This is a genomic window from Kangiella sp., from assembly GCF_048265365.1.
Taxonomy (GTDB): domain Bacteria; phylum Pseudomonadota; class Gammaproteobacteria; order Enterobacterales; family Kangiellaceae; genus Kangiella.
Genome location: NZ_JBLXBT010000002.1, coordinates 591,002 through 614,379 on the forward strand (window position 1 = coordinate 591,002; position 23,378 = coordinate 614,379).

General features: G+C 44.1%; 24 protein-coding genes. 4 read left to right on the forward strand and 20 right to left on the reverse strand.

The genetic code is table 11. The features are described from left to right. Window positions 1–29: 29 nt before the first annotated feature. The 11 genes from ACN0VI_RS11870 to ACN0VI_RS11920 all read right to left on the reverse strand — a co-directional run bounded on the left by ACN0VI_RS11870 (window position 30) and on the right by ACN0VI_RS11920 (window position 9,576). The gene (locus ACN0VI_RS11870; RefSeq protein WP_417446943.1) at window positions 30–734 is read right to left on the reverse strand and encodes a hypothetical protein; all 705 of its coding nucleotides are present in this window, start codon (window positions 732–734) and stop codon (window positions 30–32) included. An 8-nt stretch (window positions 735–742) separates the two neighbouring features. Further along, the gene (locus ACN0VI_RS11875) at window positions 743–1,984 is read right to left on the reverse strand and encodes a tyrosine-type recombinase/integrase (protein ID WP_417446945.1); all 1,242 of its coding nucleotides are present in this window, start codon (window positions 1,982–1,984) and stop codon (window positions 743–745) included. Window positions 1,985–2,281: 297 nt separating this feature from the next. Next, the gene (locus ACN0VI_RS11880; protein WP_417446946.1) at window positions 2,282–2,707 is read right to left on the reverse strand and encodes a hypothetical protein; all 426 of its coding nucleotides are present in this window, start codon (window positions 2,705–2,707) and stop codon (window positions 2,282–2,284) included. Beyond that, window positions 2,704–3,276 carry a type II toxin-antitoxin system MqsA family antitoxin gene (locus ACN0VI_RS11885; protein ID WP_417446947.1) on the reverse strand — a complete coding sequence of 191 codons (573 nt, stop codon included), beginning with the start codon at window positions 3,274–3,276 and terminating at the stop codon, window positions 2,704–2,706. Before ACN0VI_RS11885 ends, ACN0VI_RS11880 begins: the two co-directional genes overlap by 4 nt. Before the next feature lie 13 nt (window positions 3,277–3,289). Further along, window positions 3,290–3,622, reverse strand: a complete 333-nt coding sequence (locus ACN0VI_RS11890) for a type II toxin-antitoxin system MqsR family toxin (protein WP_417446948.1) — start codon at window positions 3,620–3,622, stop codon at window positions 3,290–3,292. Window positions 3,623–3,879: 257 nt separating this feature from the next. Further along, entirely contained in the window at window positions 3,880–4,218 is a 339-nt protein-coding gene (locus tag ACN0VI_RS11895) for a hypothetical protein (protein ID WP_417446949.1), read from the reverse strand. Window positions 4,219–4,246: 28 nt separating this feature from the next. Further along, window positions 4,247–5,248: a hypothetical protein gene (locus tag ACN0VI_RS11900; RefSeq protein WP_417446950.1), complete on the reverse strand. Its 1,002-nt coding sequence runs from the start codon at window positions 5,246–5,248 to the stop codon at window positions 4,247–4,249. A gap of 275 nt (window positions 5,249–5,523) precedes the next feature. Further along, on the reverse strand, window positions 5,524–6,180 hold the full coding sequence (locus ACN0VI_RS11905; protein ID WP_417446951.1) for an SOS response-associated peptidase family protein: 657 nt from the start codon (window positions 6,178–6,180) through the stop codon (window positions 5,524–5,526). Between the two features lie 61 nt (window positions 6,181–6,241). Then, entirely contained in the window at window positions 6,242–6,616 is a 375-nt protein-coding gene (locus tag ACN0VI_RS11910; protein WP_417446952.1) for a hypothetical protein, read from the reverse strand. 96 nt (window positions 6,617–6,712) lie between these two features. Continuing rightward, entirely contained in the window at window positions 6,713–8,095 is a 1,383-nt protein-coding gene (gene dbpA / locus ACN0VI_RS11915) for an ATP-dependent RNA helicase DbpA (RefSeq protein ID WP_331889740.1), read from the reverse strand. A gap of 434 nt (window positions 8,096–8,529) precedes the next feature. After that, window positions 8,530–9,576 (reverse strand): NAD(P)-dependent alcohol dehydrogenase, encoded by a 1,047-nt coding sequence (locus tag ACN0VI_RS11920; protein ID WP_417446953.1) that lies wholly within the window; start codon window positions 9,574–9,576, stop codon window positions 8,530–8,532. Between the two features lie 191 nt (window positions 9,577–9,767). Between ACN0VI_RS11920 and cfa the strand changes: the two genes are divergently transcribed. Then, window positions 9,768–10,919 (forward strand): cyclopropane fatty acyl phospholipid synthase, encoded by a 1,152-nt coding sequence (cfa, locus tag ACN0VI_RS11925; RefSeq protein ID WP_417446954.1) that lies wholly within the window; start codon window positions 9,768–9,770, stop codon window positions 10,917–10,919. 44 nt (window positions 10,920–10,963) lie between these two features. On the opposite strand, the gene ACN0VI_RS11930 is transcribed toward cfa, so the two are convergent. Together ACN0VI_RS11930 and ACN0VI_RS11935 are read right to left on the reverse strand one after the other, a co-directional pair. Then, window positions 10,964–11,464 carry a helix-turn-helix transcriptional regulator gene (locus ACN0VI_RS11930; protein ID WP_417446955.1) on the reverse strand — a complete coding sequence of 167 codons (501 nt, stop codon included), beginning with the start codon at window positions 11,462–11,464 and terminating at the stop codon, window positions 10,964–10,966. Window positions 11,465–11,518: 54 nt separating this feature from the next. Next, a complete protein-coding gene (locus ACN0VI_RS11935) occupies window positions 11,519–13,318 on the reverse strand; it encodes a DUF3592 domain-containing protein (RefSeq protein WP_417446956.1) in 1,800 nt (599 codons plus the stop codon). 174 nt (window positions 13,319–13,492) lie between these two features. On the opposite strand from ACN0VI_RS11935, the gene fabV reads away from it, so the two are divergent. Both fabV and ACN0VI_RS11945 read left to right on the forward strand, forming a co-directional pair. Continuing rightward, window positions 13,493–14,674 carry an enoyl-ACP reductase FabV gene (gene fabV / locus ACN0VI_RS11940; RefSeq protein WP_331889730.1) on the forward strand — a complete coding sequence of 394 codons (1,182 nt, stop codon included), beginning with the start codon at window positions 13,493–13,495 and terminating at the stop codon, window positions 14,672–14,674. A 261-nt stretch (window positions 14,675–14,935) separates the two neighbouring features. Beyond that, complete coding sequence (locus tag ACN0VI_RS11945; RefSeq protein ID WP_417446957.1) at window positions 14,936–15,451, forward strand: hypothetical protein; 516 nt, start codon at window positions 14,936–14,938, stop codon at window positions 15,449–15,451. 534 nt (window positions 15,452–15,985) lie between these two features. Here ACN0VI_RS11945 and ACN0VI_RS11950 read toward each other — a convergent pair. The 6 genes from ACN0VI_RS11950 to mpl all read right to left on the reverse strand — a co-directional run bounded on the left by ACN0VI_RS11950 (window position 15,986) and on the right by mpl (window position 21,068). Further along, window positions 15,986–16,534: a hypothetical protein gene (locus tag ACN0VI_RS11950; protein WP_417446958.1), complete on the reverse strand. Its 549-nt coding sequence runs from the start codon at window positions 16,532–16,534 to the stop codon at window positions 15,986–15,988. Between the two features lie 68 nt (window positions 16,535–16,602). After that, a complete protein-coding gene (locus ACN0VI_RS11955; protein ID WP_331889724.1) occupies window positions 16,603–17,196 on the reverse strand; it encodes an LON peptidase substrate-binding domain-containing protein in 594 nt (197 codons plus the stop codon). Next, entirely contained in the window at window positions 17,189–17,950 is a 762-nt protein-coding gene (locus ACN0VI_RS11960; protein ID WP_417446959.1) for an ABC transporter permease, read from the reverse strand. The genes ACN0VI_RS11955 and ACN0VI_RS11960 overlap by 8 nt, the downstream gene beginning before the upstream one ends. Next, window positions 17,947–18,879, reverse strand: coding sequence for an ABC transporter ATP-binding protein (locus tag ACN0VI_RS11965; RefSeq protein ID WP_331889720.1), 933 nt, complete (start codon window positions 18,877–18,879; stop codon window positions 17,947–17,949). Before ACN0VI_RS11965 ends, ACN0VI_RS11960 begins: the two co-directional genes overlap by 4 nt. 201 nt (window positions 18,880–19,080) lie before the next feature. Next, window positions 19,081–19,716: a flavin prenyltransferase UbiX gene (locus ACN0VI_RS11970; RefSeq protein ID WP_417446960.1), complete on the reverse strand. Its 636-nt coding sequence runs from the start codon at window positions 19,714–19,716 to the stop codon at window positions 19,081–19,083. After that, the gene (gene mpl / locus ACN0VI_RS11975; RefSeq protein WP_417446961.1) at window positions 19,713–21,068 is read right to left on the reverse strand and encodes a UDP-N-acetylmuramate:L-alanyl-gamma-D-glutamyl-meso-diaminopimelate ligase; all 1,356 of its coding nucleotides are present in this window, start codon (window positions 21,066–21,068) and stop codon (window positions 19,713–19,715) included. The genes ACN0VI_RS11970 and mpl overlap by 4 nt, the downstream gene beginning before the upstream one ends. A gap of 316 nt (window positions 21,069–21,384) precedes the next feature. Here mpl and ACN0VI_RS11980 point away from each other — a divergent pair, with 316 nt between their 5' ends. Next, the gene (locus ACN0VI_RS11980; RefSeq protein WP_417446962.1) at window positions 21,385–22,650 is read left to right on the forward strand and encodes a 6-phosphofructokinase; all 1,266 of its coding nucleotides are present in this window, start codon (window positions 21,385–21,387) and stop codon (window positions 22,648–22,650) included. Between the two features lie 73 nt (window positions 22,651–22,723). Here the strand turns inward: ACN0VI_RS11980 and ACN0VI_RS11985 are convergent, their stop codons facing one another. After that, window positions 22,724–23,335, reverse strand: coding sequence for an energy transducer TonB (locus ACN0VI_RS11985; RefSeq protein ID WP_417446963.1), 612 nt, complete (start codon window positions 23,333–23,335; stop codon window positions 22,724–22,726). Window positions 23,336–23,378 lie beyond the last annotated feature (43 nt).

Sequence of the window (23,378 nt, forward strand, 5' to 3'; positions counted from 1 at the left end):
TATGATCCCTACAGTTAGAGATCGGATCGCTATCGCTTAAGGGTATTAACGGCTTCTCTTATATGTCTTGCCATTGTTTCAATACTGAATGGGATTTCACCATCAGGCCACCATATTAAGGATTTTTGCTCTACTATACTGGCAACTTTAGATGCACTGACTTTACCACCTTTTATACAGTCTTCATGCATATTTGAGAGCACAGCTATTACAGCTTTAAACAATACTTCTCTATCTTGAGAGTATTTTTTAGCCCTTTGGGGTTTTGAATGAGTCTTTTCTTCCCCTTTAGGGTTAAGCATCCCTAAAACGTTATTAACGGCTAACTCAAACCCTTTAGCTTGCTTTATCCCTTTAGCGTTTACCCAACTAACAAAGTCTTTAACTCTGATAACCCACTTATTCTTTCTGGCATCTGGGTTAATAAGCTTTAGGCTTTCATACTTGTCCGAATCAATAAGCTTGTTAAGGCTTTGATAGTTAATCTTTGATTTTATGTGAGGCCAGTTATTTGGATGTATTCCTAAAAGCAGTGGAATTGCTTGGTCATGTACATTCCATGTATCCATCACAAAATATTCCTTAGTATGTCCCACAAATGATTCTGGCATTCTTTTATACATATCAATCCGCTTTCTGGCTTCCCGCTCATTATCTTCACGGACTATACGAATATCTGAAATCAACTTATCAGTTATTGCTTGTATGCTTTCTTTATCCTCTTGATTACTCATTTTCCCTCCTATCCTAATGTTGCTATAGCATCAGCCTTATGCTCTGGTGCTAAGTGTGCATATCTAAGTGTTGTATTCATGTCTGCATGACCGCATAGCTCACGCACTGTATTAAGTGGTACGCCATTCATAACCAGCTTAGAGGCAAAATCATGCCTCATGTCATGCCATCTAAAATTAGGTATTTGTGCTTTATCGAGAATTGAAGCCCAAGACTTTTTCACATTGGTTAGCTTCGTGCCGTTATGCGATGGAAAGACTAAAGGGTTATTTTTATCCCTCTGCTTATGCCATGCTTTTAATGCGTTATATGCGGTCTCACTAAGGGGTAAATGCCTTGTTTTACTGGACTTAGCATTCTCTGCCCTAACCGTTAGCAACCGCTTATTTAAATTAACGTCATGCCATGTTAATGCGAACAACTCACCGCGTCTTAACCCTGTTTTAAGGGATAAGATAATCATTGGTGTCATTCTATCGCCATAGGTGTGTTTGCTTAGATCGGGTAGTAAGTGGTATCCGCGTACTTTACGCCACTCATTACCCCTTAACCGTTCCTCTTTTAAAGCGGTATCTCTTTCTTCAAGTACCCGATATAACCGCGTCTCTTCACCGGGTGATAGATACCGCACCAATGGGGTACTACTGGTTTTCAATGCCTTTAGTTTTTGTAAGGGGTGATCGGGTATAACCTCCCATTCTACCGCCTTTGTCAGCAACCCTCTCAAAGCGGCTACTTGTCGATTAACGGTTGTAGGTTTAATACCATCCCCTAAGCGATCTTTACGCCATGCTTCAATTCTTCTTATTGTTATTTCTTCGAGGGGTGTATTCATGAAACAGGAAAAACGGGAACGTATTAAAGATAAAGTTCCTTTACCATATTTGTGGTGGGTCAAAATCCAAGGCTCGTACAACTCATTAATGAATGATCCAAGTCTTCGATTCTTTGTAGCTTCAGCCTCTTTCCTTTGCAGGACTTTTTGAGTCTGAACATCAATGCCTTTCATGATGTCTGAATATCGCTCTTGAGCAACATCACGCGCATTATTGGGAGTCATATTCTCAACAGTACCTAATCTGATTCTTCGTCTAAGGTGTTGAGAATTTCTATAGGTAAAGTAATAGCTCTTTTTGCCAGTTGGTTGAACCCTAACTAACAGCCCTGTCATTTCCGTATCATGCACTTCATAGGGGCGATCTTTTGGTTCAAGTTCAGCCAAAAATGCCTTGGTAATCCGTTCTTTCACTGTTTTTGATAGTTTCGTAAGTCCACCGTAAGTCCAATATAGAGGAATTTAGCTGAATTCAAGATGAATGGAGATGAAACAAGAAATGTTTGTAAGCCACTGTTTTAATTATATTTATTGGCAAATAACGCATTTTTTAATTAATCAAGATTCATGCAAATTCATGCCCTGATCGCTTTCATAATGCTGGGGTCGGTGGTTCAAGTCCACCCATAGCTACCATATATAAAAAAGGCTTACAGATTTCTCTGTAAGCCTTTTTTTTATGGACGACGAAAGCTGAAACTTTACATAACGCTACTCATCTGATTCAGTGTTTGGGGTTAACCCGTTAAAGTAATTGGGGGGGATTATTGCCGAGCCCCAAATGGAACGAGATGTTAATTCCAAAACTCTTTCTCTGATAGCTCCATAACAAATAGATGCAGCATTTCGAACCATAGCCGTTTCTAATTCTTTCGAATACTCTCGCTCTTCTTTAAGAGTTAATTTACAAGATGTATCAATATCAATATTATATGGTGTTTTTGAGCATGTCTCGCTATCTGTTTTAACGTTTAAAGCAACAAAAATACTATTATCTTCTAAAGATGATGTCTCAATGTTCCACTTCACATCTATATTATGGTCAAATTTCTCATTCGGATGTGTATGAGATTCAAATAGTACTTTTGTAAAAAAATAAGCATCAATAGTGTAATTTATCTGTCTTCTATTCGTCATACAGATAACTCCGTTAACGGATCTGAGTCATCGTTAGCAGATACTTCTGAAATCCAACTAATAGGCTTTCGAATTACAAAGTCTAAATGCTTGTTTCTAGGCTTGTGTACACTTAAAAGCTCTGCCATCTGCGCCTTAAGCTGCTTTAGCTCTACTTTTGGCTTCATCCCTGCACGTTCAACGAGATAGTCCATAGCACCAGGAACATCTCTAGCTACTAACATCAAGGAGTTCATGCTAGTACTTACATTGACTTCGCCACGCTCATATTTTCCAAACGCACGAGAACCTCCACCAAAGATCTGAGAAGCTTCTTCTTGTGTGTATCCAAAGCACTTTCTAATTTCTCTAATCTCTTCTGGTTTTAAAATACCATCAATATCTGCCCTAGCCTGTCTGTATAAATTGTCAGCTTCCTTAATCTGATCCGCAGAAACATACTCATCCCCACAGTCACGACAAACAGTACTATGCAGAACAAGCTCTACAGTTTTACTTTTGTACGAAAACGGAACTTGCTCATTAATTATCTGTATATTGCTCGATTCACAGTTCGTGCAATGATTCATACTTCTTCTCCCACTAATAACGAGGCAAATGAAAAGAACCAACACTTACTATAGATAAGTGCTTGCCTTTCAATCTCAATTTTAAATATATGGTTACTTTGTCGCCTTCATTTAACCGGCAGTCTGTAGTAATAATGTAGGAATCATCTGGTGCTCCTTTTTCATAATGATGAGTTTTGTCAAAGCAATCCTCCGTGAGTTCTAAAATTGTTAACCTAACATCGTTAAATTTAAAGCCTAAACTTTGAGCTTCAGCTTGCACTCTCCTATTAAGTTGAGTACCTCTGTATTCAATTTTAGAGTTTATTGCTGCTTTTTTAATATCATCTAAATCATATTGTGGCATTAGAACGCACCATTTTCAATAGATTTACACCATAATGGTGTTTTGCGAGCTATTTTTGCCAAATATTTAACATACCGCATCCAATAACCTCAATGTATTTTATCCAACTTAACCAACTGATTTTTATGTAAAAAAACTAGAATCAACCATAAGAATTCAAACAAGGCTTACTGCCTGTGTGGAATCCAGCAAAAGTGTACACGGATTCTGATTTAGGTGGCCAGTGTGTCCAATTTACTATGACCGGTTATCCGTAGCTACTCCCAAAAAGGTATTTTTACTTTTAGTGCTGTCCAAACAAGCGTCTTCATTTCTTTGCAAACTTTCGTATGTTTTTCCTTATTATTGAAATCCATTTGTTTCAATATGGCGCGCACCTCATCTGCAGTAGAGCGGTGGAAGTGATAGCGAATTGCATTAGCCTTGTGGGTTTCACTGGCAATTAATACACACATATCTTCTAAGTTTAAAGTGAGCCGGCGAGTTAAACCGTGAATCTCCCAAGCATCATCAATCGAGTATCCTATTGTCTGGCCACGGAACCCATGTCCTAAATCCCCATTAATTGGGTCACAATTAATGGGGGCAGAGCACATTTATTTGCTAGTCAGCATCTAACTTGAATTATGTATAATCTAACCCCTCTGGATCTATACGTTCAACTGGTTCAAACCCTTTTGTTCTTTTAAAACACATATTATGCTTAAAGTTATGTAATGAGTCAGACGGATCTATTGTTTCTAAATTAAGGCTTTCGATCGTAGTACGAGATATCGCCACAGACAGAATAGGTGTTTCTTCTAAGTGACCTGTTTGAGAGTTAAGTAATGTGTCTATAACTGTGACAAGAACTAGTTTGTCCGGGATGGCTGAAAATAATTCATTTCCTACCCGCAAAGCACAGCTACATACATAGTCTTGATATATTTCGTTAAACTGTCCCTTAGGCATATTTTTAACAGACAATTTCCCGCTTTTAAGTAGGCTTTTAATTTCGCTTGGCACAATTTCTGTACCATGAGCTTTTACCGTTGCCTCCAAAATTCCATTATCGTAGACATCAACTGACAAACTTGAACCTAGATTGGATATTTCCGAAAAGGGTTGGAGGTTATTTATTGCTTCAATTTTTGCTTCTGGCTTACCATCTAAAAGTGCTTTAGCTATTTCTACAGCTTCTTTACATTCCTCTTTTTCTTTTTCCCAGTTTTTAATCTTAGACTTATATAGAGATTCATCAGATTTCGTAGCCTCTACGATTTTTTTGGAGAGTAACTCCCTTTTCTTCTCTTCTCTCTTGAATAAACGATCAAATACCCCTGGTTTATAGTTATCGGATATTAATCGTGCTTTTTCTTCATTATCATTGCTTTTTCTTGGTTCTATAGGCGGGTTAGATAAGGCAATTTGATTCCAGTCTATCCGGGGGCTACATTCTTTGTGCAGTGACTGAATTACATCAATATGATTATTAAAGACATCAACTTCATAAGCTGCCTGCTCTAATTCCTGCATTTTTTCATATTGCTTATTCCGTTGTTGAAGCTCTCTTTCTCTCCTTTTAGCATCGCGCTCAGCAGCGCGTATCGCTGAGCCAACTGAACGAACTGTTCCTTTCCATCCCATCTTCGATATCCCCCCATTCCTTTTCAGCTAACGCCTTACTTAATTAATGACGTCAGAATATATATTGTTCTCTAATAAAGGTGCTTCTCCATAATCTATTCTTTTAATCATTTGAAGCTCCCTCTCAATTGTTTGCAACAATGTATACCACGTCACATTTTTTTACAACTGTACATTTAATGCACAAGTGCATTACTGCAAGTCATTTTTAAATTAAGGGGAGCTTTAATATTTTCAGGTTTGTTCTATTTTCTAGTACGAGAGCAATACGTATATCAATGGTCTGCTTTTACTTCAAAGCTATCCTCCGCGGTCTCTAAATTAGACCAGCCTTTTATTTTCATGACTTTAAAATCTGTTCTCAGTTGCGGTTGCATCAAGTCGGTAAAAGCTTCGGTATTGTGAAATTCTGGATCGAGCCACATGCCGAGATCGTTTTCCGGGATCATGAGCGGCATGGCTTTGTTATGGATGCCTTCGAGCTTGGGGTGTGGGGGAATGGTGATCATGGAGGCTGAGTAGACGGGGTTGTCTTCATCGCCCCATTGTTTGAAGAGCCCTCCAAAATAGATCGGGCTGCCGTCGGCGGGTTTTAACAGGTGGTAGACTTTATTCATGCCTTCGACAAAGGCACTGGCGGGAATGATGCAACGGCTTTCTTTAAAGGCTGTGGTGAAGGAGCGTTTAAAGCCCTGCCCTTCGTACCAGCGGCTGTTAAAGGAGGTGTATTTGCTGGGTTTCCATTGGCCGTCTTTCTGTTCCAGCAAAAACTGCCAGAGGGCTTTAGTGACTTGATTGCCCTGCTGGCTGCCATGAATGATCTGAATCGGGTGGTAACAACGAAAGGTTCCAAGCTCCAGGGGAACTTGTAGGTCTAATGTCTTTTCAATTTTTTTCGCAGGCTTTTTATAAAGCTCAACCAGTCCGCACATGATTCACTCCTACCTAAGTTTTAATCATCATAGCCGCAAGCTGTTTTTTGTCTCATATCACTTAGGTGACATCAGGTCTGTGGTGCGGAAAGACTTTAGTGCGGTGGACATAACCACAACTTTTGCAATGATAGGTCACAGGAATATTTTGCTTTACGCCAAAGGCGTTCTTTTTTGTCGCACTGGGACGGTAAGTGGCATGACTACCGCATTTTGGGCATTTGCCTGGGATAAAATGAAATATGAATCTGGAAACATAATAGCCTAGCGCAGCAGGAATCAAACCGAAGACGATAAATCCAGCTTGCTTGTTTTGCAGCATTTCCGGGAGCGATGGCTTTAAAACTTCATAACCACTCATTCCCAGAATAAAACCCGCTATTAGGGCTACAATGTTCGATACTATGACTAATGCCAAATGGAGTTTTATGGGCATCAATGACTTTCCTTTTGTTCTGTCATCCAAAAAAAGTGACAGTTAATTTTACGATTTATCAGAATACCATAATAGACTTTTTCAGTTTACTAGCCTTTAGATCTTTCTTGCTCTGAATTTTTTGCCTTTCATTTTGCCGTTGTTGAGCAATTGCACCGCGGTTTCGAGTACGTCGGTTTTAACCGCGACATAGGCCCAGCTGTTGGCGACCTGGATTTTGCCGACATGGCTGCCTTCGATTCGGTAGTCTGCGGTCAATGCGCCGAGGATATCGCCGGGGCGTAGTTTCTGCTTTTTACCGCCGTCGATCTGGATGGTCGACATTGGTGGTCTGAAGGTTGGTTCTTTCAGCAGCTTGGTGTCGGGCAACGGTTGCGTGGTGATTTCCTGTTCGAGGTATTCAGCCAGGCGCGCGAGTTTGTGGCTTTCTTTGTTGATGACGATTGAGCAGGCGTGGCCTTTGTTGCCAGCACGGCCGGTTCGGCCGACGCGGTGGACATGCACTTCGGGATCGCTGGCGATGTGGTAGTTGATCACCATATCCAGCGAATCGATATCAAGACCACGAGCAGCGACGTCGGTGGCGACCATCACGGAAACGCTGTTATTGGAGAAACGGATCAAGGCCTGGTCACGTTCTTTCTGTTCCAGATCGCCATGCAGAGCTAGCACGCTGAAACCGAAGCCTTTCAGTTCCTGCGTCAGATCTTTTACGTGGCGTTTGGTGTTACAGAAAATCACCGCTGAATCGGGACGATGTTTTAACAGCAATAAGCGAACCGCAACGGTGCGCTCGCCTTCGTCGCTGATTTTATAGAAGTCTTGCTCGATGCTGGAGTTGTCGTGTTTGGCCAGCGCTTGCACCAGTACCGGTTGCGTCATCACGCGCTCGGCAATGGATTGGATCTGTTTCGGGTAGGTTGCGCTGAACAACAGGTTCTGACGCTGGGGCGGCAACTCTTCGATGATGCTGTCCAGCGCAGGCTGAAAGCCCATGTCTAACATGCGGTCCGCTTCGTCGAGAACGAAGGTGTTCATGCTTGATAAATCGATGGTCTGCTTTTCAAGGTGGTCAACGATTCTGCCCGGCGTTCCGACCACGATGTGTGCACCGTATTTTAATGACTCGGCCTGCGGGCGCAAAGGCGTTCCACCGCACGCGGTCATGACTTTAACATTGGCAATCGGACGCGCCAGACGACGAATTTCTTCGGCAACCTGTTCCGCCAGTTCGCGCGTTGGGCACAAGACCAGGGATTGTACCGAGAAGTTCTTGATGTCCAGTTTTTCCAGAATCCCCAGACCAAATACCGCTGTTTTACCGGAGCCGGTTTTCGCCTGCGCAATCACATCCTTGCCTTCGAGCACCAATGGCAGAGCCTCGGATTGAATGGGTGTCATCCGCTCAAAGCCCAGATCAGCCAGATTAGCGATTAAGGCGGGTTGTAAAGCAAGGGTCGAAAAAGCAGCGTGGCTCATGGTTATATCCTGGTTTTCTACAAATTGATGATGGTTACGGCAAGGATTCTTATGGCAAGAGTTCGTTGCGGTAACGAATAGAGCTGTGTGAATCTGTCGGAACTGAATTTGGATGAAGCAGTTTGGGAAAGAAGCAAGGCTCTTAAGCTGTGCGAATTATATACAGTTGGAGGTATATGATAAAGGGATATCTTGAGAGGATGGGATAAAGTGGTTTATGTATTGAGATGGGTAGCGCCTGTGGATATGCTCTATTACATGGATAAAATCTGCCTGTTTAAAGAAAAGAGCAGATTCCAAATCAAGTTTGGAATGACAAACCTTAAAGAGAGTGAGAATTCCTTAAGGCATGTCATTCCAAACTGGATTCAGGATCTGCTCTTGATCTTTAGGGCAGGCACATTTGCGCTGCCCCTACCGAAGAATTACGGTGACTATTGCGTCAGTGACTTCATATCTATCACGAAGCGGTATTTCACGTCGGATTTGATGACGCGCTCGTAAGCATCGTTGATATTCTCCATATCAATCATTTCAACGTCGGAGACGATGTTGTGTTCGGCGCAGAAGTCGAGCATCTCTTGCGTTTCTTTGATGCCACCAATCAATGAGCCGGCGATACGCTTACGCTGCATGATTAGGCCGCCACCATGAATTTCCGGTAGCGGTGCAATGGCGCCAACGATGACCATGGTTGCGTCGCGTTTCAATAGAGCGACATAAGGATTCACGTCGTGTGCTACTGGCACTGTGTTGAGCAGGAAGTCGAAGCTGTTAGCCTGCTGCTTCATGGCATCTTTATCTTTAGAGATAAGGACTTCATCCGCGCCCAGGCGTTTTGCGTCTTTACCTTTGTCCGGCGAGGTTGTGATCATGACGACATGCGCACCCATGGCCTTGGCCAGCTTGACGCCCATGTGACCGAGGCCTCCTAAACCAATCACACCCACTTTATCGCCTTCTTTAACGTTCCACTGGCGCAAGGGTGAATAGGTTGTGATCCCCGCGCACAATAATGGCGCAACGGCTTTGGTATCGAGTTTTTCAGACACGCTTAATACGAAGTCTTTATCGACGACGATCTTGTCCGAGTATCCGCCTTGGGTGATACCCCCGGAGATTTTGTCTTCGCTGTTGTAGGTTGCGACCAGCCCTTCTTCGCAATATTGCTCAAGATCTTCCTCGCAGGAATGGCAGTGACGGCAGGAATCGACCATACAGCCGACGCCGACTAACTGGCCTTCTTTGAATTCGGAAACACCTTTGCCCACTTCGAGCACGCGACCGATAATTTCATGGCCGGGTACGATCGGGTATTGAGTACCGCCCCAATCGTTACGCGCGGTGTGGATATCGCTGTGGCAGACGCCGCAGTATTCAATATCGACCAGGACATCATTGTCACCAACGGCGCGACGTTCGATGTCGAGGGGAGCGAGATCTTCGGTTGCTGAGGGAGCTGCATAAGCGGCTACTTTCATGTCTGTCTCCTTAATTTAATTTGTTAACCGTAAGAGGATAACATTTTCGAATGAAAGGCGTGTGAAATTGATTGGGGTTTAAGGCCCATAAATGCCGCTCGCGTCTAGAGTAAGGTTGTGTTTTCCCGCTTGCATCTTCGATTGGCCATACGTTAATGTATTCAGGGGATTCAGGCTGATAGGAGGTCAATGTGAACGATATATCAAGTCATTCGCGCGCTCAGGTGGAGCCGCCTGCGATTCTGGTGGAGTTAGCGGCAGAGGCTGGCGTCCGTTTTAACGGCTCTAATCCGTGGGATATTCAGGTTTTAGATTCGCAAGTCTATCGTCGTATTCTGACGCAGGGTTCGTTGGGGCTTGGCGAGGCGTACATGGATGGTATGTGGGAATGCGCTGCGCTGGATGAGTTATTTACCCGTTTGCTAAGCGCTGATGTCGAGGATAAGTTGACGGGAATGGCGCGTATCAGGCTGATAGGCGAGGCGCTGCTTCAAAAGATCGTTAATCGGCAAAAACGTGCCCGCGCTTATGAGGTCGGCGAGAAGCATTACGATACTGGCAACGATATTTTCGAGGCGATGCTCGATCCGACCATGAGCTATTCCTGTGGTTATTGGGCGAACGCCGGCAATCTCATTGAAGCGCAAATTGCTAAGCTGGATCTGGTTTGCCGAAAGCTTGACTTACAACCCGGTGAAAAAGTGCTGGATATTGGGTGTGGCTGGGGTGGCTTTGCGCAATATGCTGCTCAACATTATGGCGTTTCCGTGCATGGGGTTACCGTTTCCAAAGAGCAACAGAAATTAGCCCGCCAACGCTGCCGGGATTTGCCAGTTACTATCGAACTCAAGGATTATAGGGATCTTAAGGGCGAGTTCGACAAGATTGTCTCAATCGGTATGTTTGAACACGTTGGTCCGAAAAATTATCCGACCTATTTCGATACTGCTTTGCGACTATTAAAAGATGATGGGCTCTTTTTATTGCACTCCATTGGCCTGCATCGCACCATCGCCAGAATCGATCCCTGGATCAATAAATACATATTCCCCAATGGCAAAATCCCTTCCGCGTTGCAAATGACCAAAGCTTTAGATGGACGCTTCGTTATCGAAGACTGGCACAACTTTGGCCCTGATTACGATAAGACGGTGATGGCCTGGTGGCAGAATTTTAACAACGCCTGGGGCAGTCTGCCTGACAAATATGATCAGCGGTTTTATCGAATGTGGAAATATTACCTGCACTGTAGCGCAGGGTTTTTCCGCTCCAAGAATGGTCAGTTGTGGCAATTGGTTCTGGCGAAGCGTGATCGGCCGGGACGTTATGATTCAGTTCGCTAGGTTAAGAGTAGGGACAACTCATGAGATATCCCTACGCATGCCCTCTACCCCATAAAATCTTCGAAGAACCAGGCTGCGAATGCGTGGCGTCCGGGTAGGTTGGCTTTTTGGTAAATTTGCGAGGCTTGCTGGCGCACGGATTTTTCTTTGATGCCTCGGACTTCGGCAATTTCGTTGAAGCTGAGGCCTTTGAGTAGCAGATAGGCAGTGTCTATTTCGCTGCCTGTAAGGCTCCATTCGTCAAACTGCTTACGAATCACTTCGCTGTATTCTTTACGCGCTTCCTGCATTTGCGATTTCTGTTCTTGCAGTAGTTGTTTACTTTCCTGTAATTCTTTTTCAAGGCCCGCCACAGCGGTACGTTGGCGAACGACCTGCAGGATGAGGTAGATGATAACCAGCGCTGTGACCAGAATCATAAAGGCTTCGACATACAAATGGTCAACTTCGGCATGGAGTGTGACATCGGTGTACAGATCCGAGATGTCAAACGCAATGATGACCGTTAAGAATGCGATTAAGAACCAAATCTTGCTACTTTTCAAAGTATTACCCAACCTTATTTATAAACAACAACCTATAGACATTTTCATCTTCCCTTAGTTCTTCCTGATCCCTATTTCGTTTTTGAGTTTTTCGATAAAGGATTCTACATCACTGCGCATCAATAAGTTTTTGGCCAGGACTACTTTGCTACCATCAGTTAGCTTTGCAGTAACGTGGAACACCTGTTTGTCGCCGACGCTCATGTTGCTTTCGGCGGTGATGCTATCGATCTTACTTCGCTGAATGACTCTTGGGGCAGACATCATTAAGTGGCCTGATGAGAATTGCAGTTGGCCGGCTCTGACGGTGACTTCGCTTCGATAGGTCAGTTGTCTTAAACCTAATATCAACATAAGCAAGCCGAAGCCGCCAAATGCAATTAAGAAAATAATGGGAGCGTCACCAATTACATTAACGCCAATGCCTATCGATGAAAATATTAAGCCAAACACTATCATGCTTATGGCAAAACCAATATGACGAAATGCTGAGAAGTTATAACGATTGCCTTGTGAGGTAACTGAGTCTTCGATGTCTAAGTTTTTCCAGTTGCCTAAATGACTTTGCCCACCTGAGTATGAGTCATTAGAGCTAGCAGCACCTGAAGCGAATAAATCAGTTTCTGCAGCCTCCAACGCGACGCGATGAGCTACCACATATCCCGGCACGATGAACTGCAATTTAAGATCGATACCCGGTTGTTCTCGCTCTATTTTCAATACCCATTCGACGCGATTGCTTTGATTAGATTCGTCGGATTGCGGAAGGTCTTCGGGAACGTTAAATTCAAAAGCATAGCTTGAGGTGTTGTGCCCTTTTATACTTGAACGCACTCGGCGATCATCTTGCCAGATAATGGTGGTTTTGGTGCTACGATTTTTGCCGCTGCCTGTGGTGATTTTGCGTTGGCACGTAAGGGTTATGACAGCTTCTAACGGCTTACCAAATGACCGGTCGTTCCCTTTGTCATTAGGAACTTCGATGGTGCCGCGATTGATACCGCCAATAGCGATAGGGGTCTGCTGCAAAACCAGTTCGCTGGTGCCATAGCGTTTATGCCGCACGAAAGCGACATAAGACGCAATCAATAATCCGATTCCCACTAAGGGGAATAGCAGAACAATTAACAGCTTATACTCTAACGTTTCAAAAAACTGTATCATCGCGCCCACTGAGCTGGGTATGGCGATCAGATTCCACAATATGGCGAAGCCAAGCAAGACCTTAAAGCCGGCTCCCGTAGTGGCCTTGAATCGATTACTTTGCCATTCATCTTTCCAATTCCAGGGTTCGTCCGGGAACAACTGTTGCAGCTTCTGTTCTTTTGCGGCTTTCTTTTTTGCGTATCGCCCGAAGATAATAATGGCCAATCCTACTCCACCAAAGACGAACAGGAAGATGGATTGGAAACCCAGCATGCTCCAACGGATAGATTTGTCGATCACTGCTTCATTCGGATTATCGGGGTTAACGTAGGCGGTTATGGTTTTTTGATTACTGCTTACCTGGGCAAGCTTTCGGTAAAAATCTTGCTGGTAACTGCCAATGTTATCGGTGCCAGTATAGAAGTTAAGTTGATTGGAAGTGTAACGTCTGCCTTGGTATTCGTATTGGTATTGGCCTGTCACACCATAGGTAGTACTGTCGTCGCCGCGCGATATGACTTGTTCTACATGGGTGATGGTCGCTTCGACCGGTTGCCATCCGCGGGCTTCATAAGCGTCATAAATGGAGACCAGCCCCCATAAGAAGATACCCACTCCTGCCAAGAAAAATACCGCCCCAAAGGCGGTCAAACAGCCTGAACCCACTTTATTGGCGCCTTTTTTCATAGATTGTGTTCCGTCTGTCATTGTTAAACCCCAATTATTAATATTTTTTTAATTATGAATTCAATGAGTTATCGAAGAATAGCATAGATTTGAACTTTGTCTCATATTAGACAAGACCGGTTCACTTTGGTAGTACCTCTTTGCCCTCAAAAAACGGTACAATACCGCCATATTTTTGTCCGGAGATTAATTTTTATGGTTATTAAGCCTAAAGTTCGTGGTTTCGTATGTACCACAGCACATCCACATGGCTGCGTTGCCCATGTTAATGAACAGATTGAATACGTTAAGAATAATATGCCAGCCGATGCTGAAACTGGCCCGAAAAATGTTTTAGTGATTGGTTCATCAACCGGTTATGGCCTGGCCTCGCGTATCGTGTCGGCTTTTGGCTATGGCGCAAAAACTTTAGGTTTGTTCTTCGAAAAAGAACCGACTGAATCAAAGACTGGCACAGCGGGCTGGTATAACAATCGCGGTTTCGAACTAGCGGCAGAAAAAGCTGGTTTATGGAACAAGAGTCTTAATGGCGACGCATTCTCTAATGAAGCCAAAGAAGACGCGATTAAAATCATCAAAGAAGAAATGGGTAAAATCGATATGGTGGTTTACTCATTGGCTTCTCCTCGTCGCCAGGACCCAGAAACGGGTGAGGTCTATAAATCAGTATTGAAGCCAATCGGCGAAGCTGTGACCGAGAAAACCTTGAATACTGATAAAGGCATTGTGCACGATATCAGTATTGATCCTGCCACTGATGATGATATTCAAAACACCATCAAGGTCATGGGCGGCGAAGATTGGGAGCTTTGGATGAAAGCTCTTGATGAAGCTGGTGTATTGGCTGATGGCGTTAAGACGGTTGCTTACACTTACATCGGTAAGAAATTGACCTGGCCCATTTATGGTCACGCAACCATCGGTAAAGCCAAAGAAGATCTTGATCGCGCTTCTCATGCGATTCATAACAAGCTGCAAGACAAATACAATGGCACAGCCAACATTGCTGTACTTAAAGCAGTTGTGACACAAGCAAGCTCGGCTATTCCTGTGATGCCTTTATACATTTCATTGTTATATAAAGTGATGAAGGAAAATGGTGTGCACGAAGATCCAATTCATCAGATCAAAGGCTTAATCATGGATCAGATGTATGGCGATGATGCAATTTATGACGATACCCGCCGCTACCGTCTGGATCTGAAAGAGCTCGATGATTCGATTCAAAACAAGGTTGAAGACTTGTGGCAGATTGCCAGCACTGAAAACATTAATGAGATTTCAGATTATAAAGGTTATCAGCACGAATTCTTCAAACTGTTTGGATTTGAAGTGGATGGCGTTGACTATGATGCGGATGTCGATCCTCGTATCTAAACCCAACCATTTTGTATTGTTTAAAAAACCGGCAGATTTGCCGGTTTTTTTATATGAATGTATAAAAAAGGTTCACATCTTTAAAAGGCACGTCATATATGCTCTATAGCTATTTAAGTGCTCTGAAAATAAAGAAAAGACACAATTAATACTACATTTTCATCAAAAATTCTGAACTCTCAAACTTAGACCTGTCGGACATCATGAGGGCGCGTTTGCCCAAATTTATTAATAATTAAGTCATGAGCATGAGGAAAATTTATGAGACTTACGACAAAACTTTTAGTCCTACCATTAGCAAGTTTATTTGCAGTTGCGTCGGTACAAGCGAACCAGCCGCCAGTGGCTCAACAATCCGCACAGGCACAGTCGCAACAGAAAGTAATGGAGATACAAACTAAGTTAGCTAATGTTCAAGAGCAGGTGATTGAAGAGAATACCGAACTAAAAAAACAGCAGGATGAACTTCAAAAGAGCTTTAATGATGTAGCAGCAGAAGCAGGCTTCCCGAAAGAGAAAGAAGAGAAGTTTGTTGCGCTTCAGCAGAAGTTACAACAAGCCGACCCAGCTTCTGAAGAAGCCAAGAAGATGCAGCAACAGTTAATTCAATATCAGAAGGAATTCATTCAAGCGCGTACAGCGATCATGAATGATCCCGAACTGCAGAAAAAACAGCAGGACTACCAATCAAGCTTAATCGCTGCGATGACGGAAAAAGAACCTAAAGTCCAAGTCTGGATTCAAGAGCTGAATAGCATGCGTGGTGGTGCTCAGTAATTTGGATGAACTTATTATATCGATGTAAGCATCGGTTAGGTTAGGCACATTAAAAGCCGTTTACTGCGAAGTAAGCGGCTTTTTTTATTTCCGGCAGGTGGCGTGCTTGTGCGACCGCTCTATTGGTCATGATAGTTTGGTGAGCCAAGGCCCAACGGTAAAACTTCACCGTGACTAACCAACACCAGTAGATTTCTTTCAGACAAAAAAAGAGCCCACCTTTCGGTGGGCTAATGGCTTGCGCATTGATAAGCTGCTTTCTATTCAGCTTCTAGCAGAAAGCTAGTCTCAATAGAATTTAGCTGGGGATAAAACACAATTGCTGTGTTCATCTATGTAGTAAGCATAAACCGTGCCAAAATTTTTATCTAATTGATTTAGTTGAGAAATGTTAACTAGTCGATCCGTTTTTTTATGACTCAAGGTGGTTTTTGTAAAAGATTCCGACGGTTTCTTATGTTGTTTTAATTTAACCTCAACTATCAGGCAAAAAAAAAGCCTGCATAATGATGCAGGCTTTTTTTGGTATTCATATTAGTAGTTGGTTCTAAAATAGAAGTTAATATCTTCAATCACTTTATTTAGCACCTTATTGTCAGCTCCCCAACCTGACCAAGCACTGGCATCTGCATAGAACTCAGGTTTTCCAATCGACTTATTAGCATTAATGTCATCCATTGATACTTCCATTAGAACTGCCGAGCCTCCAGCCATTGCTCCAGCAAAAATTCTAGCGGCTGTATTAACGAACTTAATTTCTTTTATGTGCGGTTGAATAACCAATGTTCTCTTGCCGTTAGGCACAACTTTAGATGCATCATCAACCATTTCAAACTCCACGTCTTTAAATGTTGACGACATTAATTGCTTCAAATAGTTATCCATTTTATCTCTCGCTGCTTGGTTAGAACTATGTTCTGCAAAATCCGGAGAAATAGTGATTGGAGTTAGGATAACTCTTTTGTAGGCTCGAAATGCTGTTTCTGGTGCCTGTGCTGGGCCTTCTGGTTTTGTTAATCTTGTAGCACATGCGCTTAGCGTAATTACCATTGAGATAAGTAATAAATTTCTTATTGTCTTCATAAGCTCCCTCGATTTAATAGTTATAAAAAACCTTGGGATTCTCTCAGAATATTAAGAAATTGACAATATTAGGCCAACCAGCCCAACATTTGATACAGCATGGCAATGCGGGTATCCAGATCCGACTCTTCGAGTACTGCCTGTTTTTGCCGCTCGGTAATGGGCATGTATTCGGTTAATCGTTCCAATACAAAACCTAGTTCAGTCCAGCGTTCAGGTACATCTAGAATATCCACCTGAGGATGCTTAGATAGGTCACTGAGCAGATGCAGTAGCTCTGACTGATCGTCGGTCATTGCCCGCTGTTTTAACGGTTCAAGCCAGGACACATTGGCGGTTATGAGTTTGTCGGGCATGACGGTTTGGCTGTTGATACGGAATCGCTTTTGGCCAACACAGGTTATGAGCAATAAACCATTGTCTTTTTGGTCAAAATCGACGATTTCGACATAGGTACCAAACTCGAAGGGCGTTGCAGGAATGCCTGCTTCGTTACCCTTTTTTATCAGGGTGACGCCGAAGCCTTGTTGTTGCGATAGTTGCCTTGCGATCATGTCCAGATAGCGTTGCTCAAATATTTGTAGTCTGAGCACGCTATCAGGAAAAACGACCCGCTGTAGCGGAAAGATAGGGATAACACGATTGGCTTCTTGATCAGGCACGAAGTCCAGTACCTCGGTTCAACAGGTAAATCGATAGACTGGTTAATGCCACGATGAAGACAAGAATCAGAATAAATGCTATTTCGATGCCAATATCAGAAGCGCCCAAAAATCCATAACGGAAAGCGTTTACCATATAAATTATTGGATTGGCTTTTGAAACGGCCTGCCAAAACTCAGGCAACAAACTGATTGAGTAAAAGACACCACCCAAATAGGTTAATGGCGTTAGAATAAAAGTTGGCACAATCGCCACATCATCAAACTTGCGTGCAAATAGCGCGTTGAGGAAACCACCAATCGCGAATAGGACTGAGGTCAAAAAGACCACGCTGACCACCACATAGGGATTGTAGACTTTTAATTCTACGAAAAATGAAGCAATGATGGTGACAATAAGACCGGTAAGTAAACCACGTAAGACGCCACCGCCCACAAAGCCAAATAAAATAACCCAGTTAGACACTGGCGATACCATCATCTCTTCGATGGAGCGCTGATACTTTGCACTGAAGAATGAGGACACAACGTTGCCGTATGAACTGGTAATAACCGACATCATAATCAGACCAGGCACGATGTATTCCATGTAACCAAAGCCGTCCATTTCACCGACACGGGAGCCGATGAGATTACCGAAGATAACAAAGTACAAGGTCATGGTAATTGCTGGTGGCAGCAAGGTTTGTGACCAGATGCGGGTCCAGCGGATAATTTCTTTAGTGACAATGGTTTTGAATGCAACGTAATTCATGAGCTCTGCCCTCCCGCTTGATCTTCAGTCAGTCTCACAAATAATTCCTCTAAACGGTTTGATTTGTTGCGCATACTGAGCACCGTAATTTCATGTTTACTTAACGCTGCGAAAACACCATTCACACCAGCACCTTTATGTACATCGACCTCAAGGGTAGTATCGTCTCGACGACGCACTTCATAACCATCTATTGTCGGTAGCTGTTGTGGCAGACCCGTGGTATCCAATACAAAAGTTTCCATGTCTAATTTTGCGAGTAAGGATTTCATGTTGGTGTTTTCAACAATCTCACCATGGTTGATAATCGCGATATTACGGCACAGACTTTCCGCCTCTTCCAGGTAGTGGGTAGTCAGAACAATCGTTGTGCCTTTTTCATTCAAGTCCTGCATGAACTCCCACATCGAGCGGCGAATTTCAATATCCACACCCGCGGTTGGCTCATCCAGAATTAACAATTTCGGATCGTGAATTAAGCCGCGCGCAATCATTAAGCGACGTTTCATACCGCCAGATAATTCTCGCGCTGGGCTGTTACGTTTATCCCACAAGCCGAGCTGTTCCAGCAAAGGCTGAGCACGTTTCTTCGCTTCTTTGCGGCCAATGCCGTAATAGCCTGCCTGTTGCCAGATAATCTGCTCGACACCTTCAAAGATATTGAAGTTAAATTCCTGCGGCACCAGCCCCAGCATTTTCTTAGCATTGGTTAAGTCACTATCAATGTCATGACCAAACACCTGCACCTTGCCGCCCGACTTGTTGATCAGCGAACTAATGATACCGATGGTTGTTGATTTACCAGCGCCATTCGGCCCAAGCAATGCAAAGAAATCACCCTTTTCAACTTCCAGGTCAATCCCCTTCAAAGCCTGCACGCCGTTCTTGTAGGTTTTGCTTAAATTCGAAATGGATAATGCTTTTGTCATTTAATTACCATGCTTTTGTTGGTTTTGGTGTGCCGTAGCAGTTTTTTGCCTATAGGCCACGCTTACAAAATATAGAAGCTGAGCAGACACATTGATCTGCCCTACCAAGAGCGAGTATATGTTGCTCTGAAAAAATAGGGACAAGTCATAACTTGTCCGTACGCAATACTCAGTACTATTGTCTCAGACTAATACCTAGAACTAATTACCAGAATAGCCCCATCTATGACCTAAGGTGTGGTCAATATCCAAATGATCAAGGATCCGTGCCACCACAAAGTCCACCAGATCATCAATAGTCTTTGGCTTATTATAAAAGCCTGGTGATGCCGGCATAATGGTCACACCCATTTCCGATAACTTGGTCATATTTTGCAAATGAATCGTGTTATAAGGCATTTCGCGCGGCACCAGTAACAATTGTCCACGTTCTTTCAGTACCACGTCAGCGGCACGTTCAATCAAATTATCTGATGCGCCATGAGCAATCGCGCTCAAGGTGCCGGTGCTGCAAGGGCATATGATCATCTGCTTTGGTGCGCTAGAACCGCTCGCCACAGGTGCCATCCAGTTGTCGCTGGAAAATGCTTTGATCTTACCTTCAGCAATCCCTAAATGTTGTGACAGTTCTTTCTCAATGACACTCGGCGCCTTGCTGACCTGCACCTCGACCTCGGTAGCAAACACCACACGGGCTGCGCTCGACAACATTAAATAGACGGTGTCATAGTGCTGTGACAGTTGTTCCAGCAAACGCAACGCATAGGGCGCGCCGGAAGCACCGGTCACCGCCAGCGTGATTGCTTTGCCTGTTTGCTTCAAAGATGGTTCGCTCATTCAGCCGCCAGTTGTTGCAGTAGTTTCTGATGAATGGCTCCGAAGCCGCCATTGCTCATCACAAGAATGTTGTCGCCCGATTGTACCATTTCCGACAGTGAATTCAGTATCGAATCAACATCCGATAAAATTTGTAGACTATCGAACTGATTGACCTGCTCTATTGGAAATTGCCAGTCAAACTCGGCGGGCTTATGAATAATCACTCGATCAGCACCTTTAAGCGAAGCCAGCAAAGTGTCTTTATGAATCCCGGAGCGCATGGTTGCCGAACGCAAATCGACAATCGCAATAATACGCTGCTCGCCAACTTTGGCGCGGAAGCCGTCAAGCGTGGTTTTCACCGCTGTCGGATGATGGGCGAAATCATCATAGACCTTCACGCCACCTGCTTCGCCCTTCAACTCCATGCGACGTTTAACGTTTTTAAACTCAGCCAAAGCATCGCAACAATGACTGGCTGGCACACCCGCATGACGTGCCGCGGCAATCGCAGCCAAGGCGTTATTCACATTATGCAAACCAATCAATGGCCAGTTCACCTCGCCCTGTTTTTGGCCTGCAAAAAACACTTCGAAGTGACTGCCGTCTTCTTGCAGCAATTTATGCTGCCAGCCTTGCTTATCACCGATTAGCTCTTTGCCCGACCATAGCCCTCGGTCAACCACGCCCTGCAAATTGGCATCAGATTTTGGGTAAATCACCAGTCCATTGCCCGGCACAATGCGTAACAGATGATGGAACTGGGTTTTAATCGCTTCAAGGTTGGGGAAAATATCCGCATGATCATATTCAAGGTTGTTCATAATCAAAGTGCGCGGGCGATAGTGAACAAACTTGGAACGCTTGTCGAAAAAGGCAGTGTCATATTCATCGGCTTCGACTACGAAAAATGGTGACTCACTCACTCGTGCCGACAAACCGAAATTCTCCGGAACACCACCAATTAAGAAGCCCGGATCAAGATTAGCATATTGCAATATCCAGGCCAGCATACTGGCTGTGGTGGTCTTGCCGTGGGTTCCTGACACCGCCAGTACCCATTTGTCGTGGATGATATTCTCAGCCAGCCATTGCGGGCCTGAGCGGTAATTTAAGCCCTGCTCCAACACATATTCCACCGAAGGATTGCCGCGCGACATAGCATTACCCACCACCACACAATCGGTGTGCTCAGGGATATGCTTTGGGTCAAAGCCCTGGATTAGCTCAATCCCCTGCTCTTCCAGCTGAGTGCTCATCGGCGGGTAAACATTCTGGTCACTACCACTGACAGAGATGCCGCGCTGTTTTGCCAGCAAAGCAATCCCACCCATGAAAGTACCGCAGATGCCAAGAATATGAATATGCATGTTATTGATGTTGTTTCTAAAGATGTGGGGATAATCATAAGCGAAGCAGAAAAATCCGTCATCTATTGAAGCGATAATTCTCGAAATAAGGTAAAATCGCGTCAATTTTGTGGGTCTTGATACCCTGCACAACCAGAATTTGCTGAGGGGCTGAATAATTCGCGTCATGAGCAAAACAAAAAGCGAGGCGAAATTGACGATAAGCGATGATTTTATGAGCTTATAAATGAAGAGCTTTGAGTCAATTTTAACAATGATTTTTGTGGCGCTGTAGCGAATTAAAAGCCCAATGGCACAAGCTTTAAGAGGAAATATAATGGCTAAGAAAAAATACAACGCGTTTTACGCCCAATCTGGTGGCGTAACTGCAGTGATCAATGCAACTGCGTGCGGCGTGATTGAAACAGCACGCGGTTCTAAGAACATCGGCAAAGTGTATGCCGGTAAAAACGGTATTATCGGCGCACTTCGCGAAGAGTTAATCGATACCAGCAAAGAATCGAAAAAGGATATAGCTGGACTTAAGTTCACGCCATCCGGTGCTTTTGGTTCTTGCCGCCATAAATTAAAAAGTATTGAAGAAAACAAAGCTGAATATGAACGTTTGATTGAAGTGTTCAAGGCGCATGATATTCGCTATTTCTTCTATAACGGTGGCGGTGATTCGCAAGACACGGCGCATAAAGTGTCGCAGTTAAGCGAAACCATGGGCTATCCAATCACCTGCATTGGTATTCCAAAAACGGTTGATAACGACTTACCGATTACTGACAACTGCCCTGGTTTCGGCTCAGTGGCTAAGTACGTTGCGGTATCGATTCGCGAAGCAGCTTTTGATGTTAAGTCGATGGCAGAAACTTCCACTAAAGTATTCGTGATGGAAGTGATGGGCCGTCATGCTGGCTGGATTGCCGCAGCGGGTGGGCTGGCTTGCGAAAAAGAAGGCGATGCGCCACATATTATTCTGTTCCCGGAAATTGCCTTCAATAAAGAAAAATTCCTCAAGAAAGTGGAGCGCACCGTTAAGAAATTCGGTTATTGCGCGATTGTAGTTTCAGAAGGTACAGCTTATAAAGATGGCACCTTCCTGGCTGACGCGGGTACAGTTGACGCCTTTGGCCATAAGCAATTAGGCGGTGTAGCCCCTGTTGTTGCCAATATGATTAAAGACGAGCTTGGCTACAAATATCACTGGGCGGTATCTGATTACCTGCAACGCGCTGCACGTCATATTGCTTCTGCCACCGATGTTGATCAGGCGTATGCCGTGGGTAAAGCCGCGGTTGAATTTGCTGATGCCGGTAAAAACGCTGTGATGCCAACCATTGTTCGTAAAAACACCAAGAAATATAGCTGGACGATTGGCGAAGCCAAATTGGCCGATGTAGCCAATGTCGAAAAAATGATGCCACGCAGCTATATTACACGCGACGGCTTTGGCATCACCGAAGAATGCCGCCAATATCTTCAGCCACTCATTCAGGGCGAATCATACCCGCCGTACAAAAATGGCTTACCGCAGTATGTTGAGCTTAAAAATGAATTGGTGAAAAAGAAGCTTAAAACCAAGTTTAAAGTTTAGGGCTTTAAATGTTTTGAAGGGTTACGCTTTTGTAGGGTGCGTCGTGACGCACCCTACTATTCATGCTACATTCTCAATCCTTCTCCAGGTTAAACTCAATTTTAACGGTCTGACCTTTAACCGACATTGGCTGCCCATTATCCATGGCCGGTTTGAATTTCCATTTCTTAAGCGCAGCTACTGCTTCACGATCAAATGTCCTTCTTGGCTGCGCATCAACCACTTTAATATTGGACAAGGTACCGCTGGTATCCACGTCATACTGCAATAATACCCACCCCTCTATGCCCTGACTTGCTGCTATCATGGGATAGTTCGGCTGCGCCTGATATAACGGCATGGCACTATTACTTTGTACCAGCTCTGGTGCTGAGAATGCCCCAATCGGGCTTCCTTCAAAGGCGATCTCAACAGGTGGCATATCAACCGTAGGAAGCTCCCGAGTATCCACCGTTGATGGCCGTAATGGCAAGGCATCCCCAGCAGATGGCGCAACAGCTGGCGGCTGTGGCTCTGGTGGTCGACGGTTGGTTCTTGTTTTTTCTGGTGGCAACGGTGTTTCCGTCAATTGGACTACGCTTTCTCTTTGCGGAACCTCTGCGTTACTGGTTATAAGCTGGCTCATTAACAGAATCAAAGCACAGGTCACGATAAGTGCTAGAACGCTGGCGCTGATGATTTTCATACCCTTCTCCTTTGTTCTTATGAATTTTATTGTTCACTAATAC

Coding starts and splice junctions, on each gene's coding strand:
- ACN0VI_RS11870 (WP_417446943.1), bottom strand. CDS start 734: ATGAGTAATCAAGAGGATAAAGAAAGCATACAAGCAATAACTGATAAG.
- ACN0VI_RS11880 (WP_417446946.1), bottom strand. CDS start 2,707: ATGACGAATAGAAGACAGATAAATTACACTATTGATGCTTATTTTTTT.
- ACN0VI_RS11885 (WP_417446947.1), bottom strand. CDS start 3,276: ATGAATCATTGCACGAACTGTGAATCGAGCAATATACAGATAATTAAT.
- ACN0VI_RS11890 (WP_417446948.1), bottom strand. CDS start 3,622: ATGCCACAATATGATTTAGATGATATTAAAAAAGCAGCAATAAACTCT.
- ACN0VI_RS11895 (WP_417446949.1), bottom strand. CDS start 4,218: ATGTGCTCTGCCCCCATTAATTGTGACCCAATTAATGGGGATTTAGGA.
- ACN0VI_RS11900 (WP_417446950.1), bottom strand. CDS start 5,248: ATGGGATGGAAAGGAACAGTTCGTTCAGTTGGCTCAGCGATACGCGCT.
- ACN0VI_RS11905 (WP_417446951.1), bottom strand. CDS start 6,180: ATGTGCGGACTGGTTGAGCTTTATAAAAAGCCTGCGAAAAAAATTGAA.
- ACN0VI_RS11910 (WP_417446952.1), bottom strand. CDS start 6,616: ATGCCCATAAAACTCCATTTGGCATTAGTCATAGTATCGAACATTGTA.
- dbpA (WP_331889740.1), bottom strand. CDS start 8,095: ATGAGCCACGCTGCTTTTTCGACCCTTGCTTTACAACCCGCCTTAATC.
- ACN0VI_RS11920 (WP_417446953.1), bottom strand. CDS start 9,576: ATGAAAGTAGCCGCTTATGCAGCTCCCTCAGCAACCGAAGATCTCGCT.
- ACN0VI_RS11935 (WP_417446956.1), bottom strand. CDS start 13,318: ATGACAGACGGAACACAATCTATGAAAAAAGGCGCCAATAAAGTGGGT.
- fabV (WP_331889730.1), top strand. CDS start 13,493: ATGGTTATTAAGCCTAAAGTTCGTGGTTTCGTATGTACCACAGCACAT.
- ACN0VI_RS11945 (WP_417446957.1), top strand. CDS start 14,936: ATGAGACTTACGACAAAACTTTTAGTCCTACCATTAGCAAGTTTATTT.
- ACN0VI_RS11950 (WP_417446958.1), bottom strand. CDS start 16,534: ATGAAGACAATAAGAAATTTATTACTTATCTCAATGGTAATTACGCTA.
- ACN0VI_RS11960 (WP_417446959.1), bottom strand. CDS start 17,950: ATGAATTACGTTGCATTCAAAACCATTGTCACTAAAGAAATTATCCGC.
- ACN0VI_RS11965 (WP_331889720.1), bottom strand. CDS start 18,879: ATGACAAAAGCATTATCCATTTCGAATTTAAGCAAAACCTACAAGAAC.
- ACN0VI_RS11970 (WP_417446960.1), bottom strand. CDS start 19,716: ATGAGCGAACCATCTTTGAAGCAAACAGGCAAAGCAATCACGCTGGCG.
- mpl (WP_417446961.1), bottom strand. CDS start 21,068: ATGCATATTCATATTCTTGGCATCTGCGGTACTTTCATGGGTGGGATT.
- ACN0VI_RS11980 (WP_417446962.1), top strand. CDS start 21,385: ATGGCTAAGAAAAAATACAACGCGTTTTACGCCCAATCTGGTGGCGTA.
- ACN0VI_RS11985 (WP_417446963.1), bottom strand. CDS start 23,335: ATGAAAATCATCAGCGCCAGCGTTCTAGCACTTATCGTGACCTGTGCT.